19 protein-coding genes are annotated in these 20,179 nt (G+C 70.7%); 9 read left to right on the top strand and 10 right to left on the bottom strand.

Features of this window, described 5'->3' with window-relative positions:
• Nucleotides 1-102 precede the first annotated feature (102 nt).
• Together OGL88_RS11180 and OGL88_RS11175 are read left to right on the top strand one after the other, a co-directional pair.
• Nucleotides 103-921 carry an aldo/keto reductase gene (locus tag OGL88_RS11180; protein WP_263091413.1) on the top strand — a complete coding sequence of 273 codons (819 nt, stop codon included), beginning with the start codon at nt 103-105 and terminating at the stop codon, nt 919-921.
• A 34-nt stretch (nt 922-955) separates the two neighbouring features.
• A complete protein-coding gene (locus OGL88_RS11175; protein ID WP_263091412.1) occupies nt 956-1,528 on the top strand; it encodes a hypothetical protein in 573 nt (190 codons plus the stop codon).
• On the opposite strand, the gene OGL88_RS11170 is transcribed toward OGL88_RS11175, so the two are convergent.
• On the bottom strand, nt 1,525-1,776 hold the full coding sequence (locus OGL88_RS11170; RefSeq protein WP_205463137.1) for a hypothetical protein: 252 nt from the start codon (nt 1,774-1,776) through the stop codon (nt 1,525-1,527). The genes OGL88_RS11175 and OGL88_RS11170 overlap by 4 nt on opposite strands.
• Before the next feature lie 104 nt (nt 1,777-1,880).
• Here OGL88_RS11170 and OGL88_RS11165 point away from each other — a divergent pair, with 104 nt between their 5' ends.
• The 3 genes from OGL88_RS11165 (at nt 1,881) to OGL88_RS11155 (ending at nt 4,526) form a co-directional block, all read left to right on the top strand.
• A complete protein-coding gene (locus OGL88_RS11165) occupies nt 1,881-2,711 on the top strand; it encodes a hypothetical protein (RefSeq protein ID WP_263091411.1) in 831 nt (276 codons plus the stop codon).
• Nucleotides 2,712-2,781: 70 nt separating this feature from the next.
• A complete protein-coding gene (locus tag OGL88_RS11160) occupies nt 2,782-3,303 on the top strand; it encodes a ribonuclease H family protein (protein ID WP_111086567.1) in 522 nt (173 codons plus the stop codon).
• Nucleotides 3,304-3,488: 185 nt separating this feature from the next.
• Nucleotides 3,489-4,526, top strand: a complete 1,038-nt coding sequence (locus OGL88_RS11155) for an SDR family oxidoreductase (protein ID WP_263091410.1) — start codon at nt 3,489-3,491, stop codon at nt 4,524-4,526.
• A gap of 10 nt (nt 4,527-4,536) precedes the next feature.
• On the opposite strand, the gene OGL88_RS11150 is transcribed toward OGL88_RS11155, so the two are convergent.
• A complete protein-coding gene (locus tag OGL88_RS11150; protein WP_263091409.1) occupies nt 4,537-5,049 on the bottom strand; it encodes a GNAT family N-acetyltransferase in 513 nt (170 codons plus the stop codon).
• Nucleotides 5,049-7,655, bottom strand: coding sequence for a DEAD/DEAH box helicase (locus OGL88_RS11145; RefSeq protein ID WP_263091408.1), 2,607 nt, complete (start codon nt 7,653-7,655; stop codon nt 5,049-5,051). The genes OGL88_RS11150 and OGL88_RS11145 overlap by 1 nt, the downstream gene beginning before the upstream one ends.
• An 87-nt stretch (nt 7,656-7,742) precedes the next feature.
• Between OGL88_RS11145 and OGL88_RS11140 the strand changes: the two genes are divergently transcribed.
• Entirely contained in the window at nt 7,743-8,759 is a 1,017-nt protein-coding gene (locus OGL88_RS11140; protein WP_263091407.1) for an LLM class flavin-dependent oxidoreductase, read from the top strand.
• A 448-nt stretch (nt 8,760-9,207) separates the two neighbouring features.
• On the opposite strand, the gene OGL88_RS11135 is transcribed toward OGL88_RS11140, so the two are convergent.
• Together OGL88_RS11135 and OGL88_RS11130 are read right to left on the bottom strand one after the other, a co-directional pair.
• Nucleotides 9,208-11,667 (bottom strand): glycoside hydrolase family 3 protein, encoded by a 2,460-nt coding sequence (locus OGL88_RS11135; protein WP_263091406.1) that lies wholly within the window; start codon nt 11,665-11,667, stop codon nt 9,208-9,210.
• 48 nt (nt 11,668-11,715) lie between these two features.
• Entirely contained in the window at nt 11,716-12,984 is a 1,269-nt protein-coding gene (locus OGL88_RS11130) for an MFS transporter (RefSeq protein WP_263091405.1), read from the bottom strand.
• A gap of 131 nt (nt 12,985-13,115) precedes the next feature.
• Here OGL88_RS11130 and OGL88_RS11125 point away from each other — a divergent pair, with 131 nt between their 5' ends.
• Both OGL88_RS11125 and OGL88_RS11120 read left to right on the top strand, forming a co-directional pair.
• A complete protein-coding gene (locus tag OGL88_RS11125) occupies nt 13,116-13,706 on the top strand; it encodes a TetR/AcrR family transcriptional regulator (RefSeq protein ID WP_263091404.1) in 591 nt (196 codons plus the stop codon).
• A gap of 110 nt (nt 13,707-13,816) precedes the next feature.
• Nucleotides 13,817-14,677: an NAD-dependent epimerase/dehydratase family protein gene (locus OGL88_RS11120; RefSeq protein WP_263091403.1), complete on the top strand. Its 861-nt coding sequence runs from the start codon at nt 13,817-13,819 to the stop codon at nt 14,675-14,677.
• Between the two features lie 18 nt (nt 14,678-14,695).
• On the opposite strand, the gene OGL88_RS11115 is transcribed toward OGL88_RS11120, so the two are convergent.
• Together OGL88_RS11115 and OGL88_RS11110 are read right to left on the bottom strand one after the other, a co-directional pair.
• Entirely contained in the window at nt 14,696-16,282 is a 1,587-nt protein-coding gene (locus tag OGL88_RS11115) for a DUF7059 domain-containing protein (RefSeq protein WP_374114438.1), read from the bottom strand.
• Entirely contained in the window at nt 16,279-16,644 is a 366-nt protein-coding gene (locus OGL88_RS11110; protein WP_123294965.1) for an ArsR/SmtB family transcription factor, read from the bottom strand. The genes OGL88_RS11115 and OGL88_RS11110 overlap by 4 nt, the downstream gene beginning before the upstream one ends.
• A gap of 100 nt (nt 16,645-16,744) precedes the next feature.
• On the opposite strand from OGL88_RS11110, the gene OGL88_RS11105 reads away from it, so the two are divergent.
• On the top strand, nt 16,745-17,998 hold the full coding sequence (locus OGL88_RS11105; protein WP_263091402.1) for an MFS transporter: 1,254 nt from the start codon (nt 16,745-16,747) through the stop codon (nt 17,996-17,998).
• A gap of 110 nt (nt 17,999-18,108) precedes the next feature.
• Here OGL88_RS11105 and OGL88_RS11100 read toward each other — a convergent pair whose 3' ends face one another.
• From OGL88_RS11100 to OGL88_RS11090, 3 genes are all read right to left on the bottom strand, one after another.
• Nucleotides 18,109-18,564: a TIGR02611 family protein gene (locus OGL88_RS11100; protein WP_243648858.1), complete on the bottom strand. Its 456-nt coding sequence runs from the start codon at nt 18,562-18,564 to the stop codon at nt 18,109-18,111.
• Nucleotides 18,565-18,683: 119 nt separating this feature from the next.
• The gene (locus OGL88_RS11095) at nt 18,684-19,730 is read right to left on the bottom strand and encodes a hypothetical protein (RefSeq protein ID WP_263091401.1); all 1,047 of its coding nucleotides are present in this window, start codon (nt 19,728-19,730) and stop codon (nt 18,684-18,686) included.
• Between the two features lie 99 nt (nt 19,731-19,829).
• Nucleotides 19,830-20,162 (bottom strand): TraR/DksA family transcriptional regulator, encoded by a 333-nt coding sequence (locus tag OGL88_RS11090; protein ID WP_263091400.1) that lies wholly within the window; start codon nt 20,160-20,162, stop codon nt 19,830-19,832.
• Nucleotides 20,163-20,179 lie beyond the last annotated feature (17 nt).

Here is a 20,179-nt window from a genome sequence, read left to right as displayed (position 1 = left end):
GGCCCGTATGGGAAGGAACGTGCTTCCCACGAGCGGGTCGCGTTCTCCACAGATGGCCGGGAGGCCCGACGCGCGCCCGCCACGCACCGGCAGGATGGGTGCATGGTCGGTTCACTTCCCCTGCGCGATGGCAACGCGATCCCCGCGATCGGGTTCGGCGTCTACAAGGTCGACGACGCCGAGGCCGAGACGGCGGTCGGTCTCGCGCTCGACTCCGGCTACCGGCACGTCGACACGGCCGAGATGTACGGCAACGAGACCGGCGTCGGCAAGGCGATCCGGGCCTCCCGGCTCGACCGTGACGACGTCTTCGTGACGACCAAGGTGTGGAACGACCACCAGGGGCGCGACGCGACCTTGCGGGCCTTCGACGGCAGCCTCGAGCGGCTGGGGCTCGACGCGGTCGACCTCTACCTGATCCACTGGCCAGCCGCGGCGAACGACCGCTACGTCGACACCTGGCGCGCGCTCGTCGAACTGCGCGACTCCGGCCGGGCACGGAGCATCGGGGTCTCGAACTTCCAGGTGCCGCACCTCCAGCGGCTCATCGACGAGACGGGCGAGGTCCCGGCGCTCAACCAGGTCGAGCGGCACCCGTGGCTCCCCCAGCGCGAGCTCATCGCCTTCCACCAGCAGCACGACATCGTCACCGGAGCCTGGTCGCCGCTCGGTCGCGGTCGGCTGATCGACGAACCGATCCTGACCGGCATCGCAGACGCCCACGGGGTGAGCGTCGCGCAGGTCCTCGTCCGGTGGAACGTGCAGCAGGGGGTCGTGGTGCTGCCGAAGTCCGTGACGCCGTCGCGGATCCGGTCGAACCTCGAGGCCGACTGCTTCGTCCTCGGTGACGACGAGCTCGCGGCGATCGCGACACTCGAGTCCGGGCAGCGGACGGGCTCCCACCCCGACTCGGTCTCGTGACGCGGAGCGTGCGTGACGGCGTAGGTTCTTCGGAGTGAACGATCCTCAGCAGACCGCCCGCGAGCACCTCCGACCCGACGAGCACCTGTACTGGGCCGGCACGAGCGACCCGGCGAAGCTCTTCTCGGGGCGAGACGCCTTCCTCGTGCCGTTCTCGCTGCTGTGGACCAGCTTCGTCGCGTTCTCGATGGTCGACATCGTGCGCAACGGCTCCCTCGGCGTGGGCGCGATCATCCCGATCGTCTTCTCGATCGTCGGTTTGCACCTGGTGTTCGGCCGCTTCTTCGTGAAGGTCCACCGCAAGCGCACGATGGTGTACGCCGTCACCGACCGCCGCGCGCTGATCATCGGGCCGAGCACCACCCGCGAGGTCCCGGTCGGACGCACCGACCGTACCGTCACCTGGACCAGGGGCCGACGACACTGTTCGGTGGAGTGGAACACCGGCGATCCGAGCGGAGTGGCGGCGTTCTTCGGCGGCGGAGCGACCGCCAAGATCTACGCGAACACCGGACTCGACGGACTGTTCGGACCGCAGGTGTTCGCGTTCTGGGACGTCCGCGACGGCGAGGAACTCGTGCGCGAACTCGACCGGGTGTCCGGCTAGCCCCGGCGGTCCTCCTCCGACTGCCACGGCAGGTGCAGGTCGCCCGGTGCGGGCTCGACGTCGCCGGCGTCGTCCGCGCCGCCCGTTCCCGGTGCGGCGGTGATCTTGGACGTGTCGATGCCGTCCGCCTCGAGCTCGGCGTCGCTGCGCTGGTTCGTCTGCGACGCTTCGGTCTCCCGCTCGCTCGACGGGCTGTACGCGGTGTCGGTCGAGTCGGGTTCCGGCGTCTCCGGGATGCTGTCGCTCATGTCCCGGACGGTAGTCCGTGTGCCCCGAGTACCAGTTCGGTCACGACCATCGATCGGGCTGGACCCCGGCGGTACGCTCCTGCCGTGGGGGAACGATGACACGGATGCGAACCGCGGCGAGCGCGGTGATCGGCACGGCGATGGTGGGGCTGCTGCTGACGGGCTGCACGGCGTTCGGCGGGGACGGCACCCTGCCGAAGCCGACCCGACAGGCCACCGAGCGCACCGCGGAGCCGATCCCCGATCCGACGCTCACGACCGAGCAGGTCGGCGGCAACGCGGACGAGGTCGAGCAGGTCCTGCCCACGGGCACGGTCGCGGCGGAGACCGACATCACATCCCCGAGCGGTGACACGAGCATCCACGTGCGCATCGTGGCGAACGACATGGGTACGTTCACCGCGCAGCTGTCCGACTACCGCACGACCAAACCGCAGCAGATGAGCCTGCAGTTCCGGCACCGGACCGCCAGCCCGCTCGACGGCGGTGACGCGTCGGCGCGGGACACGACCGAGTGGACCGCCGCCTCCGGGCCGCCGAAGACCGTGGTCATGCACGACGCCGGTGCACGACCGGACTACTTGCAGAGTGTCGTCCTCGTCCCTGCCTCGGTGCCGGACGAAGACCCGTCGATGCGCCCGTGGGTGGGATCGGTGCTGGCCGCCAGCGCCCTGGACTGGAAGATCCCGAACCCCTACCCCGACCTGCGCGTCACCGTGGGCAAGGACCGACCGGGGGCGTACGGCATCGTGACGGACTCCGACGGCAGCCCGGCCGACTACCTGGTGGCACACGGCGACGAGCTGACCACCGTCGCGCAGCGGTTCGGCATCACGCCGGCCGAGGTGCAGTGGCTCAACCCGTACCTGGAGACCCGCGCCGACGACTGGTTGCTCGAGGGCAGCACGCTGAACCTCGATCCCGCGCGCCGATGACCTCGGCACGGACGGTGCTCGACCGTCCGTTACGCTCGACGGGCACCAGCCCCGACCAGGAGGTCCCTTCGTGACGATCGTCGCCGCAGCAGACGGCTCAGCCCTCGGCAACCCCGGCCCCGCCGGTTGGGCCTGGTACGTCGACGACGACCGCTGGGCCGCCGGTGGCTGGCCGCGCGCGACGAACAACATCGGCGAGCTCACCGCCGTCCTCCAGTTGCTCCGCGCGACGAAGGACACCGGCGAGCCGCTGCACATCCTGTGCGACAGCCAGTACGCCATCAAGGCCTGCACCGAGTGGCTGGCTGGCTGGAAGCGGAAGAACTGGCGCAAGGCCGACGGCAAGCCGGTCATGAACGTCGAGATCATCAAGGAGCTCGACGCCGAGCTGCAGGGCCGCAAGGTCACGTTCGAGTGGGTCCGCGGGCACGTCGGCCACGAGATGAACGAGGCCGCCGACGTCCGCGCCCGTGGTGCCGCCACCGCGTACCAGAACCACACCGACGTGCCGCACGGTCCGGGCTGGCCCGGAGTCGAGGTCACCGAGCCGTCCGCACTGCCCGAGGCGACCCCGCCGGCCACGCTCTTCTGACGCGGCCACCCCTGGCCGGTGGCCGAGTCTCGGCCTGAGCGACTGATCTCGCGGCCGCGCGCCCGAGAACCGTCGCTCACCGCGAGTCTCGGGCCAGCGCGTCCGCCCTCGGTCAGCCTGGGTCTCGGAGACCCAGGAACACCGAGGCACTGGTCCGCGTCGGGACTGCTGGCGATGCTGGACGCATGGAGAACACCGAACACGTCCTGGTCACCGGCGGCTCCGGCTTCATCGCCGGCCACCTGATCCTGCAGCTGCTCGACGCCGGACACCGCGTCCGCACCACGATCCGGTCCCTCGACCGTGAACCCACGGTCCGTGCGGTCCTCGCCGAAGCCGGCCTGACCGCCGACGACCGGCTGGAGTTCGTCGCCACCGACCTGACGTCCGATGACGGATGGTCTCAGGCGGTCGCGGACATCGACATCGTGCACCACGTCGCCTCGCCGGTGATGCCCGGCCACGTCGAGGACGAGGACTCGGTGATCCGTCCGGCCGTGGAGGGGACGCTGCGGGTGCTGCGCGCCGCACACGCTGCCGGAGTCGATCGCGTCGTGCTGACCTCGGCCTTCCACGCGGTCAGCTGGGGCCATCCGCACACCGATCACGTGTTCACCGAGGCCGACTGGACCGTGCTCGACGGGCCCGGGGTCGACGCCTACGGCACGAGCAAGACCCTCGCCGAACGGGCCGCCTGGGACTTCGTCGCGTCCGAGCCCGGTGCGCCGGAGCTCGTCACGACGATGCCGGTCGCGGTGATGGGACCTGCGATGGGACACACGGTGTCCGGCGCGAACCACATCCTGCAGACCATGCTCTCCGGCGCGATGCCCGCGACGCCGCGACTGTTCATCCCCGTCGTCGACGTGCGCGACGTCGCCGCGGCGCACGTCACCGCCACGACCGAACCGGACGCAGCGGGCAAGCGGTTCCTGCTCTCGAACGGTCCGGCGCTCGAGATGGCCGAGATCGCCGCCACCCTGCGCGAGCACCTCGGTGACGACGCACACGCGGTCCCGACGCAGACGCTGCCCGACGACGTCGTGCGAACCGCGGCCGAGACACAGCCGCAGTTCCGTGCGATGGTGCCCGACCTCGGCTCCGCCAAGCGCACCTCGAACGAGCGAGCCCGCACCGTGCTCGGCTGGACACCTCGTGATCCCCACGAGGCGATCGTGGCGGCGGCTCGGAGCCTCGTGGCCAAGGGCCTCGTCGGTCGCTGACCCACGAGGATCAGACCGCCCGCTCCCAGAGCGCCACCGTGCTCTCGAGCCCGTCGTACCGGTACGGCTTCCGCTCCCCCGTCGGCGCGTACCCGAGCGCCCGCCAGAACGGCTCGGCACTGGCCGCGTTCGTCGCCACGATCCCCAGTCGCAGGCGGTCGGCGCCGGCGTCGGCTGCCAGGGACACGAGGGACTCGTGCAGGACCCGACCGAGGCCGGACCCCTGCCGATCGCCGCGGACCACGAGCAGTCCGATGTACGCCGTGGTCGGCGCCGGGTACCCGAGCAGCACGTCCGCGAACGCCACGAGCGAGTCGCCGTCCCACAGACCGATCCCGTGCTTGCCCACGGGGTCGAAGCCGTCCGGCACCGACACGAGTGCACTCAGCGCGTCGGACGGCCCCGGCGGGTACCCGGTGATCCGCTCGGCGTAGCCCGGCACGGTCTCGAGCAGCACCTGCAGCGCGTCGACGTCGTCCGCACCGAGCGCTCGCACGACGAACGAGCCAGCACCGCGCGGCATCAGTCCACGTCCACGTCGGCCCACCCGTCGAACCGACCGATCTCGGTGACCCGGACCACGGCCTCGCCGGCTTCGTCCGAGGCGTCGAGGTCGATCGTCGCCGAGAACCCGAAGTCCTTGTCACCCGACGGGTCCGCGAAGATCTGCCGAACGCGCCAAACACGCGACGGGCTCGACGCCCCAGCACCAGCACCCACACCCGTCGCGCCCGCCTGGTCGAGCACCAGGTAGGACATGGACCGCGCCTCGGCGTCGGTGCCGATGGTGTCGTGCTCCTCGTAGTACTCCTCGAGCACCGCGTCCCACGCGTCGCCGTCGAACCCGGCAGCGGCGTCGAGCGCCCCGAGCCCGTCGACGTCGTCGCGTGCGGCGAGCAGCACCCGCTGGAACAGCGCGTTCCGCACGAGCACGGTGAAGGCCCGCACGTTCCCGGTGAGCCGTGCCGGCTGCGGCGGCGCGATCTCCTGCTCCTCGGCGAGGGCGAGCAGCACGTCACCGTTGAGCAGCGCTTCCCACTCATCGACGAGCGAGGAGTCGGTCTGCCGGACGACCTCGCCGAGCCACTCGATCAGGTCGTCCAGCTCCTGGTTCCGCCGCTCCTCGGTGATGGTCTGCCGCATGGTCCGGTAGGCGTCGGACAGGTACCGGAGCACGAGCCCCTCGGACCGGGTGAGCTGGTAGAACCGCACGAAGTCGCCGAAGGTCATCGCGCGTTCGTACATGTCACGGACGACGGCCTTCGGCGAGAGCGCGAAGTCGAGGACCCAGGGCTGTTCCGCCGCGTACGCCTCGTACGCCGCCTCCAACAGCTCGGACAGCGGGCGAGGCCAGGTGACCTCTTCCAGCAGCTCCATCCGCTCCTCGTACTCGATGCCCTCGCGCTTCATGCGGGCGACCTCTTCGCCGCGCTCCTTGAACTGCTGCTGCGACAGGATCGCCCGCGGGTCGTCCAGTGTCGCCTCGACGATCGAGACCATGTCCAGCGCGTAGGTGGGAGAAGCAGGATCGAGCAGCTCGAACGCGGCGAGCGCGAACGGGGACAGGGGCTGGTTGAGGGCGAAGTTCGACTGCAGGTCGACGGTGAGCCGGTAGGAGACCGGAGGCCCCGGCACCCGCTCGATGACCTGCGCGTTGATGAGGGTCCGGGCGATGACGAGTGCCCGCCGGGCCATCGCGAGCTGCCGCGCACGGGGTTCGTGGTTGTCGAACACCAGCGAGCGCACCTCGTCGAACGCCGAACCACCGCGGGCCACCACCGAGAGCACCATCGCGTGCGTGATGCGCATCCGCGAGACCATCGGCTCCGGTTCGGCGCCGATGAGCCGGTCGAACGAGGCCTGTCCCCAGGACACGAACCCCTCCGGCGCCTTCTTCCGCTTGATCTTGCTCTTCTTCTTCTGGTCGTCACCGGCCTTGGCGACCGCGCGGGCGTTCTCGATGTCGTGCTCGGGGGCCTCGGCGACGACGTCACCCTCGGTGTCGTACCCGGCACGTCCGGCACGGCCGGCGATCTGGTGGAACTCACGTGCCGACAGCTGCCGCATCTTCGTGCCGTCGAACTTCGTCAGTCCGGTGAACAGCACGGACCGGATCGGCACGTTGATGCCGACGCCCAGGGTGTCGGTGCCGCAGATGACGGGCAGCAGTCCGCGCTGTGCGAGCTGCTCGACGAGCCGTCGGTACTTGGGCAGCATGCCGGCGTGGTGGACGCCGATGCCGGCGCGGATCAGGCGGGACAGGGTCTGTCCGAACCCGGCGCTGAACCGGAAGCCCGCGATCGCCTCCGCGATCTGGTCTCGGCGCGCCCGATCAGCGACCTTCGCCGACATCAGCGACTGCGCCCGTTCGAGCGCGGCCGCCTGGGCGAAGTGCACGATGTAGATCGGCGCCTTGCCCTCCTCCAGCAGCCGTTCGACGGTCTCCTGCACGGGCGTCATCACGTACTCGTACTCGAGCGGCACCGGTCGGCTGACCCCGGTCACGCGGGCGGTGGGTCGGCCGGTGCGCCGTGACAGGTCGTCGGCGATGGTGGTGACGTCGCCGAGGGTGGCGGACATCAGCAGGAACTGCGCGCGCTCGAGCACGAGCAGCGGCACCTGCCACGCCCAGCCGCGGTCGGGGTCGCCGTAGAAGTGGAACTCGTCCATCACCACGACGTCGACGTCGGCGTCAGGTCCCTCCCGCAGGGCGAGGTTCGCCAGGATCTCGGCCGTGCAGCAGACGATGGGGGCATCGCCGTTCACGCTGGAGTCGCCGGTGACCATGCCGACGTTCTGCGCGCCGAACAGCTCGACCAGCTGGAAGAACTTCTCGGAGACGAGCGCCTTGATCGGTGCCGTGTAGTAGCTCCGTTTGCCCTCGGCGAGCGCGGCGAAGTGCGCGCCGGCCGCGACGAGCGACTTGCCGGTGCCGGTCGGGGTGCTCAGCACGACGTTCGCACCGGACACGAGCTCGATGACCGCTTCGTCCTGTGCCGGGTACAGCGGCCGGCCGCCCTCGGCTGCCCAGGCGGCGAAGGCCTCGTAGACCTCGTCGGCGTCGACGACGCCGTCCACCGCCGCCGGGATCGCGGCGACGAGCGGGGGCACGGTGGTGACGTCGGTCATGGCCCCATCCTCCCAGGCTGCGGTGACGAGGTGGTCGGCCCGGTCGACCGGGAGGCCCGGCTCCATACGCGCGCATAGACTCGCGTCATGCGCGAACTCGGCTTCCTCACCTTCGTCCCGAACCACGGCGGCACTGCGGGTGCGGCGAGCGCCCTGCAGGACGGTCTCCGGCTGTTCGAGACGGCCGAGACCCTGGGCTACGGCACGGGCTGGGTCCGTGGCCGCCACTTCGAGCCCTTCCTGACGAGCCCGATGACGTTCTTCGCCGCCGCGGCCCAGCGAACCAGCACCATCGCCTTCGGCACCGCGGTGCTCGGCATGCGCTACGAGGACCCGGTGCGCCTCGCCGAGGACGCCAGCACGGTCGACCTGCTGAGCGGCGGCCGCGTGCAGCTCGGCATCAGCACGGGCATCGCCGGGTACGGGCCGATCCTGGACCCGGTGTTCGGCGCCGTCGACCGCTCGTTCCGCGACGAGGCCGAGGCCCGGGCTTCCCGACTGCTCGAGGTGCTCGACGGCGACGCACTCGGCAGCGCCGGCTCTGGCTACGAGAGCATCCCGGCCGGTGCGGACCTGACCCTGCAGCCGCTCAGCCCCGGCCTGCGCGACCGCGTGTGGTGGGGCGGCGGGAGCGTGGGCACGGCGGTGCGCACGGCCGAGAAGGGGCTGCTCCTGCACTGCTCGACCCTGAACACCGAGGACACCGGTGCACCCTTCACCCAGGCGCAGGCCGACCAGATCGCCGCGTACCGGGAGCGGTTCACCGAGCTGCACGGCGGGACCGGCCGTCCGTCGAAGGTCGCCGTCGGCCGCATCGTCGTACCGTTGCTCGACGACCACGACCGCGCGGTCCACGAGGAGTTCCTGACCGGGTACGCCTCGGGCATGGACGACGAGGGCCGACCGCTCTCCGGCCCGCCGTTCCGGTTCAGCAAGGTCCTGTCCGGCGAGCCGGCCGCCATCGTCGACGCACTGCTCGCCGACCCCGCCGTCACCGCGACGGACGAACTCGTGATCACCCTGCCCGCGAACGGCGACGTGGCCGCCCACGAGCGGATCCTGCGCATCGTCGCCGAGGAGATCGCGCCGGCACTCCGGGTCTGAGAGCGGATCAGGACACCCGGCGGGGCTCAGATCGAGTCGGTGATGCTCGAGAGCCCTGCCGGATGACCATCTCGTCCCTGATCCGCACGGGATGGTGGGACCATCGTTCCACCTACCGAGCGGTTTGTCACACTGAGTTGCGCCCTCAGGGCGAGAAAGTTGATCATCCGTCACCCGTTTTGCCCGGATCGCACGAAGTCCGTCAACCGGTTCGCCGAACCCCTTCCAGGACGGAAACGGTCTGGACGAACGAATGCGCCCCCGCGCGGACGCGGGGACGCATTCTGGACGCACCGGGGAAGCTGGGGCATCGTCAGCCGGATCAGGAGGCTGAGTCGCACAACCAGCGACCCCGTAGTCGGTGCGTGCGCCGACGGTAACCAGCCGACTGGCGCACGTCGATGTTACTCAACAGGCGTCGTCGGCGCGCGGAAACCGGACGAACTGGTCACTCCAGTTCGAGGGCCGCGCTCCCGGACTCGTCGGTGACCGAGGCCCCGACGTGCAGCGTGAAGGTGCCGGGCTCGTACTGCCAGGCCCCGTCCCAGTGCGCGAACGCGCGGGCCGGCACCTCGATCGAGACCTCGGTGGACTCCCCCGCGCCGAGGCGGACCGGGGCGAACCCGACGAGCCACCGCGCCGGACGGTCCACCGCCGACGACTCCCGCGAGGCGTAGACCTGCACGACGTGCTTGCCGGCACGCTGCCCGGTGTTCGCGACCGTCGCCGTGACGATGACCGCGTCGCCCTCGGACACGGTCGGCGTCGCGACCACGCCGTCGATGCTCCACGTGGTGTAGCCGAGGCCGTGCCCGAACGGGTACGCCGGCGTGGTGCCGGCACGGAGCCAGGCGCGGTACCCGATGTGGACACCCTCGTCGTACGAAACCTTGCCGTCGACCGGGGTGACGTCGAGCACGGGCACGTCCGCCATCGCGACCGGCCAGGTGGTGGGCAGACGGCCGCCGGGCTCCTGCGCGCCGGTCAGGACGTCGGCGAGCGCGTTGCCGTACTCCTGCCCACCGAACCAGGTGAGCAGGACCGCGGCGACGTCGTTCCGCCACGGCATCTCCACGGGCGAGCCGGCGTTCACGACGACGACCGTGTTCGGGTTCGCCGCCACGACCGCACGCACCAGGTCGTCCTGGTGGCCGGGCAGCGCGAGCGACGAGCGGTCGTACCCTTCGGACTCGACCTTCGAGTTCGTGCCGACGACCACCACGGCGACGTCTGCCGTGCGGGCAGCCTCGACTGCGGCATCGATGAGCACCGACGGGTCCTCGTCGGACGGCTCGGTGCCGAACTGGTACGCGAGCACGCCGCCGAGGGTCTCGTCCTGGATGACGTCGTACTCGATGCGAATCGCGACCTGCCGCCCGGACGTCACCGACACGGGCACCGAACGTGCCGGCGGGTTGAGGAAGGCCGCGCCGAGCTGGTCCCCCTCGAAGGGCACGTCCTCGTCGAGGACGAGCTCGCCGTCGATCCACATCCGCGACCGGCCGGCCGCACCGATGCCGATCCGCACGGTGCCGGTGGACGGCGCGGTGTAGGTCGTGGTGATGTCGAGCCGGTCGGCCTCGCGCGTGGGGGCGTCGCCGCCGAACCAGAACAGCGCCGTGGCGCGCCGGTCCTCGACGTACAGCTCCTCGCCGTCCTTGACGAAGGCGACGCGGGCGCCGGGCTCGCCGGTGCCGGGGTTCGTGATGGTGGACAGCGGGAACTCCGCGATGCCCTCCTGCACGACGGCACCGATCGCGTAGTCGATCGTGGCGCCCGGGAACGCCGAACGGATCCCGTCGAGCGGCGACACGACCTGCGACGGCACGACCGTGGCCGAGCCACCACCTTGCGTGCGGGCCTGGTCGGCGTTGTGACCGATGACCGCGATGCGGGAGACGGCGGGCGCGTCGAGCGGCAGCACGCCGGTGTTGCGGACGAGGACGGTGCCCTCGGCCTCGGCCTCGCGCACGAAGGCGACGCCGTCCTCGACGTGCACCGGCTGTGCGGCCACGGGCTCGAAGCCCTCGAGTGCGCCGACGCGGGCGGCCAGGGTCAGGATGCGGCGGACCTTGCGGTCGATCGCCTCGATCGGCACGGCACAGGACTGCACGGCGGCGAGCAGCGGTCCCTCGCTCCACCACTGGTTCGGCCCGGGCATCGCGACGTCCTGGGACGCCTTCGCCGAGTCGACCGAACGCACGCCGGTCCAGTCGGACACGACGATGCCGTCGAAGCCCCACTCCGAGCTCAGCGGCGTCTCGAGCAGGTCGTGCTCCGACGCGGTGACGCCGTTGATCGAGTTGTACGACGACATGATCGCCCAGGCGTGCGCCTCGGTCACGGCCTTCTCGAACGCGAGCAGGTACAGCTCGCGCAGCGCCCGGTCGGAGACCTCGGTCGACGCGGTGAAGCGGTCGGTCTCGTAGTCGTTCGCGATGTAGTGCTTCGGGGTCGCGGCCACGCCGTTCTCCTGCACACCGTCGACGTACGACGCAGCCAGGTCGCCGGTCAGGACCGGGTCCTCGCTGAACGCCTCGAAGTGCCGGCCGCCGAGCGGCGAGCGGTGCAGGTTGATGGTCGGGCCGAGGACGACGTCGACGCCCTTGCGGCGTGCCTCGACGGCTGCTGCGGCGCCGTAGCGCTTCGCGATCGCGCGGTCCCACGACGCCGACAGGGCGGTCGCCGAGGGCAGGTTCAGCGACGGGTCGCGTTCGTCCCAGACCTCACCACGGACGCCCGATGGGCCGTCCGACATCAGGATCCGGCGCAGCCCGATCTTCTCGATGGGCCAGGTGGTCCAGAAGTCGCGCCCGGTCAGGAGCTGCACCTTCTCGTCGGTGGTCAGTTGGTCGACGAGCGCGTCGATGCGCTCGGCCGTACTGGAGGCAGGTGTCACGTCGTTCACGGTAGTCACGGTGGTCGGTCCTTTCGTTCAGAGCCTGGGGAAACGTGGTCAGCGCACGCCGCGGATGCGGGACACCGAGACGATGCCGAGCAGTCCGACGACGGCGCCGGTGATGAAGAAGCCGCTGTACCCGCCGGTCAGGGCGATGACGCCGGGGGCCGCAGCGGGCACGATCGACTGGGGCAGGGCCTGCGCGATGTTGACGACGCCGAGGTCCTTCGCGTTGTCCTCGTCGGACGGCAGCACGTCGGTGATGAGCGCCAGGTCGACGGCGTAGAAGACGCCCATGCCGGCACCCATCACGAACTCGCCGACCAGGACCGTGCCGAGCGACGGCGCGAGCGCGATGATCACGAGCCCGACCACGCCGACGATGCCCGCGATCGCGACGAACAGCTTGCGGCGGCCGAGCTTGTCCGACAGCCAGCCGGCGATGAGCGAGGTGAGGACGATGCCGACGACGTTCCACAGCGTGCCCTGGAACACCGCGTTCGCGACGTGGTCCGGGTCCACGCCGATGTCGTCCCGCAGGAAGTACGTCAGGTAGCTCACCGCGGTGTACTGCGCAGCGACCATCAGGAACCGGGTGAGCCAGGCCCAGCCGAGGTCCGGGTGCTTCACGGGGTTGAAGACGAACGAGCCGAAGACCTGCCCGACGCTGAGCTTCGACGTCGGCCGGTTGGTGAGCACGCGGTCGCGGAACACGAGCGCGTAGAGCACGACGACGATCGACCCGATCGCACCGGGGATGATCATCTGCGTCGCCGAGGTCGAGAAGAGCTGCACGAGGAACGTGCCGCCGACGAGCGCGAGGTTCTGGGAGAGCCCGAGCAGCGCCGCGACCCGGCCGCGCTGGGACCGCGTGACGTGGTCCGGCAGGACCGCGGTCAGGGCGGCGATCGTGGCGTTGTAGGCGACCTGCGTGACGCCCCACGCGATCACCAGCACGACGGTCGAGGTGGTCGTCGCGACGACCACGAGGCCCGCGAAGCCGACCACGGTGCCACCGATGATCCACGGACGACGCATGCCGAGCCTCCCGGCAGTCCGATCGCTGAAGCGACCGGCCAGGGGGTTGGCGACCATCGCGGCGAACGCGCCGACACCGAGTGCCAGGCCGAGCACACCCGCTTGGTTGTCCGGCGCGATCTCGGCGACCTTGAGCGCCATGGCGACCAGCACCGGCGGCAGCAGCGCGATGTACAGGCCGAGCATCGCGATCGGCATGCCGAGCGTGTACATGAGCGGGGCACCTCGGCCGCGCGTGGGTGCGACTGCGGTCGGGGTGTCGTTGATGGTCAGGGCATCGCCAGCCACTGCAACCTCTTCTCAGGGACGCCACCTGCATCGGTGACTCGCACGCCTTCGTCGGCGGCTGGTGCCACCGTAACACCAAAACCAAGCACTGCTAGGTTTTCCGTGTGCACTCCGAGCGGTACAGTCCTGCCATGGCACGACGGGGTTCGTACGCGAAGGGCATCGCGAAGCGCGAGGAGATCCTCACGGTCGCGCTCGACCTCGTCGCCTCGCAGGGGTTCCGCCGCACCAGCATCAAGGACATCGCCGATGCCGTCGGGCTGACCCAGGCCGGCCTGCTGCACTACTTCGACTCCAAGGACGAGCTCTGGGTCAAGATCCTGCGACGACGCGACGAGATGGACCTGCAGCACGACTGGCAGGCACCGGACCCGGCCGCCCTGCTCGCCGCGATCGTCCGGCACAACGCCGAGGTCCCCGGCCTGGTGCAGATGTTCGTCAACCTCTCCGCGGCCGCTGCGACCGACCCCGAGCACCCGGCCCACGCGTACTTCCAGGAGCGCTACGAGCGCAGCCGTCGCGACCTGTCCGCCGACTTCCGCACCATGCAGCAGGACGGCCGGCTCCGCGCCGACGTCGATGCCGAGGAGCTGACGAGCGTGCTGCTCGCCGTGTCCGACGGCATGCAGATCCAGTGGCTGTTCGACCCGTCCAGGGACATGGCGCAGCACGTCGAGCTCGTCGCCCGGCTCGCGATCGCCCAGGTCGCCCCCACCGCCTGACGCTCCCCCGCCGGACAGCGGGGTACGGACAGGGCCTGGTCGGGTCAGGCGGCACCGGGCAGGATGGGCCGTGCCCGAAGGGCGACCCGACGAGGATGTGGAGTGACGCGATGACGCGTGTAGTGGTGACCGGCGGCAGCGGCAAGCTCGGACGAGCGGTGGTGCGCGACCTCGATGCACACGGGTACGACGTGGTGCTGCTCGACCGCGTCCCCTCCTCAGACCAGCCCGAGGGCGTGCAGTTCGTCCGGATCGACCTGACCGACTACGGCCAGGTCCTGAACGCCCTGCTCGGCATCGACGACCGGTACGACCACGTGGACGCCGTCGTGCACCTCGCGGCCGTGCCCGCTCCGGGGCAGGTCCCCGACGTGGCGCTCATCACGAACAACGTGACGGCGTCGATCAACGTCTTCCACGCCGCACGTGCCGCGAAGATCAAGAACCTGGTGTGGGCGTCGAGCGAGACCCTGCTCGGCATCCCGATGGGCGAGCACCACCCGCCCTACCTGCCCGTCGACGAGGAGTTCGCCGTCCGCCCGCAGTCGTCGTACTCGCTCGGCAAGGCAGTCGAAGAGGAGATGGCGCGCCACTTCACCCGCTGGGACCCGGAGCTGAAGATGATCGGCCTGCGGTTCTCGAACGTGATGGACGAGACCGACTACCCGGCGTTCCCGTGGGACGCCACCCCCGAGGCGAAGACCTTCAACCTGTGGTCGTACATCGACTCGCGTGACGGCGCCCAGGCGGTCCGCAAGGCCGTCGAGGCCGAGCTCACCGGGTTCGAGGCGTTCGTCATCGCGAGCCCCGACACCGTGATGGACACCCCGACGATCGAGCTCGTCGAGCGCTACGTGCCCGACATCGAGCGTCGCGCGGACATCGACGGCGTCAGCTCGCTGCTGTCGTCCGAGAAGGCCCGCGAGCTGCTCGGCTACGCCCCCGAGCACAGCTGGCGCGACGGGCGCTGACAGCGCCCGCGACCGCGGCTACGCCGGCAGCAGCAGCCCGTCGAGCACCAGGTCGCGCGCCGCCGGCAACAGGTCGGCGGCGAGCACCTGCTCGTCGACGCCCGTGATCTGCGCGAGCGCACCGACGATCGCCGCGACCGACAAGTCCCCGTCGCAGGCTCCGACGAACGCGGCGAGCGCCGTGTCCGCGTCCACCCGCCGTCCGAGTCCGCCGCCCTGCACGAGCGTCATCACCGTCGGGTCGTCGTTGCCCGGCCAGTAGTAGCGCTCCTCGGTGACGTCGCCCGCCACCGTCAGGTGCGTCGTGGCGAGCGCGGCGTCGTCGTGCGCAGCGAGCCACGCGGCCGCGTCGAGGACGCGAGCGACCGTGTCACCGAGCCCGGCGGGGTTGGAGCCGAGCGTCTCGGGGACGCGCTCGAACCGGCGGAGGCCCGCCGTTCCTCCTGGCAGGGCTCGACGCACCACGACGTACCCGAAGCCGACGCCGGTGACGCGGCGGTCCGCGAAGTCGTCGAGCCAGGCACCCATCAGCGTGTCGAACTCGGGAGTTCCGGGCTTCGTGCCGCCGTCGCGGATCCAGGTCTCGGCGTACGACGTCGGGTCCTGGCGCTCGCGCTCGATGACCCACGCGTCGAGGTCGGTGTCCGCGAACCAGCTGCGCACGCGGTCGAGCCCGTCGACGCCCCAGTGGTACTCCCAGTTGCCGAGCAGCTGCGCGGTGCCACCGGGCTCGAGGTGCTCGGACAGGCCTCGGAGCACGGTCTCGACGAGCGCATCGCCGACCATGCCGCCGTCGCGGTACTCGTACGAGGGGACACCCGGTCGGCGAGGCGTGATGACGAACGGCGGGTTCGACACGATGCGGTCGAACCGCTCCCCCGCGACGGGCTCGAAGAGCGAGCCGTACCGGAAGTCGATCCCGTCGATGCCGTTCAGCTGCGCGTTGAACCGGGCGATGTCGAGGGCGCGGCGCGAGATGTCCGTGGCGACCACGTGCTCGGCGAAGCGCCGGGCGTGCATGGCCTGGATCCCGCAGCCGGTGCCGAGGTCGAGGACCGTGCGGACTGGGACGGGCACCTGCAGGCCGCTCAGGGTGGTGGTGGCGCCGCCGATACCGAGGACGTGCTCCTCGCTGATCGCGTGGCCGAGGGCGAGCTCGCCGAGGTCCGAGACGATCCACCAGCTGCCGGCGCCGAGGTCGTCGACGAAGGCGTAGGGCCGCAGGTCGACCGTCGGGCGGACGTCGTCTCCGTCTGCCGTCAGCAGCCCTGCCGCCACCACGGCGTCGAGCCCGGCGGTCGGGAACGCGGCAGCTGCGTCCGCGCGGGACGTCGGCAGGCCGAGCACGAACAGCGTGGCGAGCGTGCCGAGTGGCGATGGCTCACGAGCAGCCAGGGCACGGAGGGCCGCCACGCGCGAGCCCCGGTGCAGCGACGCGGCCGCTTCGGTCCCCCACAGCGCGTCGACCCGGTCGACGGTGAAGCCGGCGGCGTCGAGGTCCGCGGCGAGCGCCGTCGTCACGGCCGGGTCGGCACCGATGTCGGGCAGCCGGTGCACGGCCGCCCCGGCACCGGCGGCGGCACCCGCGCCGGGCACCGTGCTCACGACTCGATCCCGTCGCGCAGCAGGGCCGCGGGCACCTGCCAGTCGAGCACCAGGTCGAGCAGCCCCGGGAACCGCTGCTGCACGTCCTCGACCCGGACCCGGCTGATGCGGGTCAGGCCCTCGAGGTGCTGTTCGAGCAGTCCGGCCTCGCGCAGGACCCGGAAGTGGTGGGTGAGCGTGGACTTCGGTCGGTCGATCCCGACCCAGCCGCAGCTCCGTTCACCACCGGCGGCGTCGACGAGATAGCGGTGCAGGATCGCCAACCGGATCGGGTCGCTCAGGGCGTCCAGGACGACTGGGAGGTCCATCTCGGCCACGGACGGCTGGGGCAGCCGCTCGGGGGCATCGACGTGCGCGGGCATGGACGGGACGCTACCACCGTTCGGCTCGCTGTACGACTTGCGTCGTACAGCGGACTGCGGTACGAATGCAGTCGTACAACGGGCCATCGGAAGGATGCTCATGCAGCAGTCAGCTCGCTCGGTCGCCGGGTTCTGGATCCTCGCGGCGATGCTCCTGGTGTCGGTCGCGTCGTCCGCGGTCCCCCCGCCGATCTACCCGGTCTACGCCGCCGAGTGGCACCTCACGCCGCTCATGCTGACCGGCGTCTTCGCCATCTACGTCGCCGGGCTGCTCGCGAGCCTGCTGATCGCCGGCCGGCTGTCCGACCACGTCGGCCGCAAGCCCGTGCTCGTCGCCGGTGGGCTCGGCGTCGCCCTGTCGCTCGGGCTCTTCGCGATCGCGGACGGCGTCGGTGCGCTCATCGTCGACCGCATCGTGCAGGGCGTCTCCGTCGGCCTCCTGATCGGTGCACTCGGAGCGGCCCTCATCGACAACTCGCTCGAGCGGCACCCGACCCTGGCCGGCGTGCTGAACGGCGTCATCCCGCCGATCGCCCTGGCCACCGGTGCGATGTCGAGCGGTGCGCTCGTCCAGTGGGGTCCGGCGCCGGAGCAGCTCGTCTACCTGGTCTTCGGTGCGCTGCTCGTGCTCCTCGTGCTGGCGCTGTTCATCGTGCCCGAGCAGGTCCAACGGCGTCCCGGCGCACTCCGTTCGCTCCGCCCGACGATCAGCGTGCCGCGGAGCTCGCGTCGACTGTTCCGCGGGGTCGTCGGTTCCCTCGTCGCCAGCTGGGCCCTCGGCGGCATGTTCCTCTCACTCGTCCCCTCGGCCCTCGGTGCCGTGTTCGGCATCACGAACCACTTCGCGGCCGGCGCACTCATCGCCGTCGTCACGGGCGTCGGCGCACTGACCGGGCTCGCGACGCAGCGGATGGACGCTCGTCGCGCCGTGCTCGTCGGGCTCGTCGCCCTGGTGCTCGGCCCGATCGTGACCGTGGCGTTCGTGATGGCCCACTCGCTGCCCGGCCTCGTCGTCGGCAGTGCGATCGCCGGCATCGGGTTCGGCGCCGGGTTCCAGGCACCGCTGCGGATGCTGCTCGCGACCGCGGCACCGACCCACCGCGCCGGACTGCTCTCGACGATCTACGTCGTCAGCTACCTGGCGTTCGGGGTCCCTGCCGTGATCGGTGGGCTGCTCGAACCGTCGATCGGACTCGTGCCCGTCATCGCCGGGTACGGCGGGTTCATCGTCCTCGCGGCCGTCGTCGCGCTCGTGCTGCAGCTGACGTCGAAGGACGCGGCCGCCGTCGAGGAGCAGGCCGCCGAGGTCATCGAGCGCACGGCCACCGGATCGATCCGCGTCGCAGCGGAGTAGTGGGCCGTCCGCCCGGCGGGCGGCGCGCGCCAGGCGCACGGTGCGAGGTTGGTCACACGGTGCGAGGCCACAGCACCGCACGGAGTGATCAACCTCGCACCAGCTGACGGCTAGTGCCCCGGGTGCGCCGAGTTGGCGCCGCGCGCCCGTCCACGAGCACGCACCCCGACCGTCCGAGCAGCACCCGTGTGGGCGGCGTCGACGTCGGCCTTGCCCCGGTCGGCAGCATCGCGCAGGCGCTTCGGTCCGTGCCGCTTGGCCCAGTCCCAGAAGCGGTGCAGCTGCGCCTTGAGCCACACGATGATCTTGTGGAAGAAGTGGAACTCACTCGCCAGCACCGTGAGGCCGATGAACACCACGAGCCATCCCGGCCCGGGCAGCGGCACCAGGATGAGTCCGATGATGACGACCAGCCCGCCGACGATGCCGACGAGCACCTTGTAGAACAGGTGCAGGTGCGGCCTGGCGTGGATCCAGGTCCGCATGTCGTGGAACCACTGGAAGCGCTGACGCGGCGCACCGTCGGTCCGGCTCTCGCCGGGTCCGTCGTTCGCGTCGCCGTCCATGCCGAAAACGTAGGGCGTGCGGCTGGGAATCCGCGGCGCACGCGGTGGACGCGCGGTGCGTGGGTCGGGAGGCGCGGGGCGGCGTGCCCCCGCGCCTCCCGACCGTCAGGTGGTTACCGCTACTGCTCCGCCCGCGTGAGCGAGACCTCCTGCAGGGCGGCGAACCAGCCGTTGCTCCACGTGAGCATCGTCTCGACGAGAGCGTCCAGGTCGTCGAGGCCGACGGGCTCGGTCTTCGGGCCGATCGACCAGTCCGCGTAGCCCCTCGCCAGGTGAGTGCGCCCGGACAGGTGGCGCTTCGCGAGCGGCAGCTTGTGCTTGCCGAGGCCCTTCCGGCCGTTGCCCGCCGACCCACGGCTCACCGCGATCCGGCCCGGGTTCTTCGAGAGGACCTGTTCGTCCAGCACCTCGAGCGCCCGGATCCACGAGGGCGCCTCTTCAGCGAGATTCGGATTCGGGAAGTCGGCGTCGGACGTGTGGTCCACGGAGATGCCGACGAAGCCCTCGAACTGCGTGTCCTCGAGGTGCGGGGGCATTCCGCGTCCTGGAACCTGGATCTGTCCGCGGATCCACTTCGCGTCCTCGCCGTCGTGCAGGCGACGCTCGAAGACGATGGACGGCATACCGCCGTCGCCGCGCTGCACGCGGATGTCCCAGTCGGGCATCCGCTCGTGGAGCCCGAGCGCATGGAGGCGAGCCTCGACGGTCGTCTTGAGCAGACGCCCTTCGCCCTCAATGTCGTCCTTGACGAGCCGCGGGGCGTCGAAGCACGCGAGCGCCTCGTCCCAGTCGATCACGCTCACGCGATCGTCGTGCATGACCGAACTTGCGAGCGACTCCTTGCGCGGCACCAACACGAACAACGTGCCGGTCTTGCCGAGGGCTTCCAGCTGCGCGGCGACCTGCCGCGCGGTCAGCTCGTGGTCCAGCTTCGCCTCGATCCCGACCAGTCCCCTGTCAAAGGTCAGCTGCACATCGAGACGAACAGTCCCCCGCTCAGTCTCGACGTCCTTGTGCGGCACCTCACACTCGACCTTCTCGAACAACCCGAATTGCTTGCCACTCACGCGTTCGAGGAGCTGGACGAACCGCTCGTGGTCATGTCGGATCTCAGCGCCGAGGGCACGAGTCGCCATCGGCTCGGTGCGGTAGATGGTCTGCGTCATGGTGCCATGATCTCGGGGAGCTGACGACTCGTACTGGCGCGACGCGCGGTCCGCGGTGAAATAGTAAAGAAATCTCACCTGTGAGGAAATCTTCGTGCGTCACGCGTGGGCGACGCACGTCGCGGCCCACGGGACGGCGGCCAATCGGGCCGCTGGGATCGGTTCTCCTCCGACGGTGCACGTCCCGTAGATGCCGGCGTCGAGCCGCGCGAGCGCGGCGTCCACCTGCTGGATCCGCTGCCGGGCCGCGTCACGGACGGCGCCGAGCGAGCCCCGCTCCCACGCGAGGGTCGCGCCCTCGGGGTCGTGCTCGTCGTCGGAGTTGGCGTCCTGGCGGGCGTCACTGACGTCGCGCATGCTCCGCTCGAGGTCGGCGAGCAGCCGTTCGTTGCGAGCGCGTTCGGCATCGAGTGCGGGGCGGGGGTCGTCCATGGCGGACACCGTAGTCG

The sequence above is a fragment of the Curtobacterium sp. RIT-PI-V genome, assembly GCF_025642935.1.
In the GTDB taxonomy this organism is placed as follows: domain Bacteria; phylum Actinomycetota; class Actinomycetes; order Actinomycetales; family Microbacteriaceae; genus Curtobacterium.
The sequence above is the reverse complement of the archived record's forward strand: the minus strand, read 5'-3'. Positions and strand labels throughout refer to the sequence as shown.